The organism is Nonomuraea turcica (assembly GCF_030718205.1).
Lineage (GTDB): Bacteria > Actinomycetota > Actinomycetes > Streptosporangiales > Streptosporangiaceae > Nonomuraea.
Genome location: NZ_JAUZQF010000081.1, coordinates 1 through 1,589, shown reverse-complemented (window position 1 = coordinate 1,589; position 1,589 = coordinate 1). Strand labels below are relative to the sequence as shown.

The window sequence follows — 1,589 nt, the reverse complement described above, 5'->3', positions numbered from 1 at the left end:
GCGGTAGGTGTCAAGTCAAGTGCGACAGGGACTCTGCCGAGATGATCGCTAGGCAGCCTCCTGCGCGGGCGTGGATGCGCTGTTCTGGTCTTCTTCGGGCTGGTTGATGTAGGCGACCGTTGGGATCTTGGGCAGTCGCGGCGTTCTGGTGAACCGGTGTGGATTGGCCGTGCGGAAGCGTTCGACCATCTGCTCGCGCCGGTCCTGGATGGCCGGGGCGGTGCCGATGTGCACGGTGAATGGTGTGTGCAGGCCCAGGCCGACGTGGTAGTGCTCGTGGTTGTAGTAGCCGAAGAAGTGGTGGCAGAACGTCTCGGCCTCGGCCAGGGAGCCGAACCGTTCGGGGAACACCGGGCAGTACTTGAGGGTCTTGAACGCCGCCTCGCTGTAGGGGTTGTCGTTGCTGACCTTCGGCCGGGAGTGGGACTTGATGATGTCCAGGGTGGCCAGCAGGTCGGTGACCGGCTTGGAGGTCATCGAGGTGCCGTTGTCGGAGTGGATGGTCTGGGGTGCGATCCCGCCGTTGGCGAGCAGGCTGTTCTCCATGAACTGCCGGGCCAGTTCACCCGATTCGCGCAGGTGGATCTCCCAGTGCACGACGTACCGGGAGAAGATGTCGATCATCACGTACAGGTCGTAGAACTGCCGCTCTGCCGGGCCGGGCAGCTTGGTGATGTCCCACGACCAGATCTCGTTCGGGGCGCGGGCGGCCAGATAAGGCTTCTTACGGGCCTCGTGGCGGGCCTGGGCGCGGCGCTCGCGGACCTGATCGCGCTCGCGCAGCAGCCGGTACATGGTCGACACCGACGCCAGGTAGATGCCCTCGTCCAGCAGCGCAGCCCACACCTGGCGGGGAGCCTTGTCGACGAAGCGCGGGCTGTTCAAGACCGCGACCAACTCCTCACGCTCGGCCGCGGTCAGCTTGTTCGGCGGCGCCGGACGTGGCGCCGGCGCGCGCTCGGGCCGCGGACGCTGGCTGCGGTAGTAGGAGCCCCGGGGAATCCCGGTCAGCGCACAGCAGACTGCGATCGGCAGGCAGGCGGCCAGCAACAGGTCCAGCGTCTCGCGCCGGACCGTGGTCACGACGGCTCGTTCTCCGCGCTCTCGGAGATCATTTCCAAGAGCGCGAAACCTTTTCCCATGATGTCCAGGGCGGCCTCGGTCTGCGCCAGCTTCTTCTCCGCCCGCGCCTTGTCCCGCGTCAACGCCGCGTTCTCCTTACGCAGCCGCTCCAACTCCAGCTGCTCGGGCGTCTTGCGAGCCCGGGGTGCATTGACCGGGTTGGACGCGGAGGCCAGCTCACCGTTGTCACGCTGGCGCCGCCACAGCGAGATGCTGGACTCATACAGCCCTTCTCGGCGCAGTATCGCGCCCTTGGTGCCGTCCGGCGCCGCCTCGTACTCCTCGACGATCTGCAGCTTGTAGGCGGCGGTGAAGGTCCGCCGCTTGGGCCGGTCGGCACGCGGCCCGGTGCCGCGCTGGAGGTCATGGCTGGTCATGGTCACTGCGGTGGATACCCGTTCTCGCCCTACTCATGTCAGTTAAGGAACTTTAGTCCCATCTGTCTCACTTGAGCTTGACACAGAGGG

Annotated in this window: 2 protein-coding genes; both read right to left on the bottom strand. The window is 66.1% G+C overall.

Translation table 11 applies throughout. The features are described 5' to 3' along the window. Window positions 1-48: 48 nt before the first annotated feature. Window positions 49-1,083, bottom strand: a complete 1,035-nt coding sequence (locus tag Q9G87_RS60260) for an IS3 family transposase (RefSeq protein WP_305925678.1) — start codon at window positions 1,081-1,083, stop codon at window positions 49-51. Next, on the bottom strand, window positions 1,080-1,499 hold the full coding sequence (locus Q9G87_RS60255) for a transposase (RefSeq protein ID WP_305925677.1): 420 nt from the start codon (window positions 1,497-1,499) through the stop codon (window positions 1,080-1,082). Before Q9G87_RS60255 ends, Q9G87_RS60260 begins: the two co-directional genes overlap by 4 nt. Window positions 1,500-1,589 lie beyond the last annotated feature (90 nt).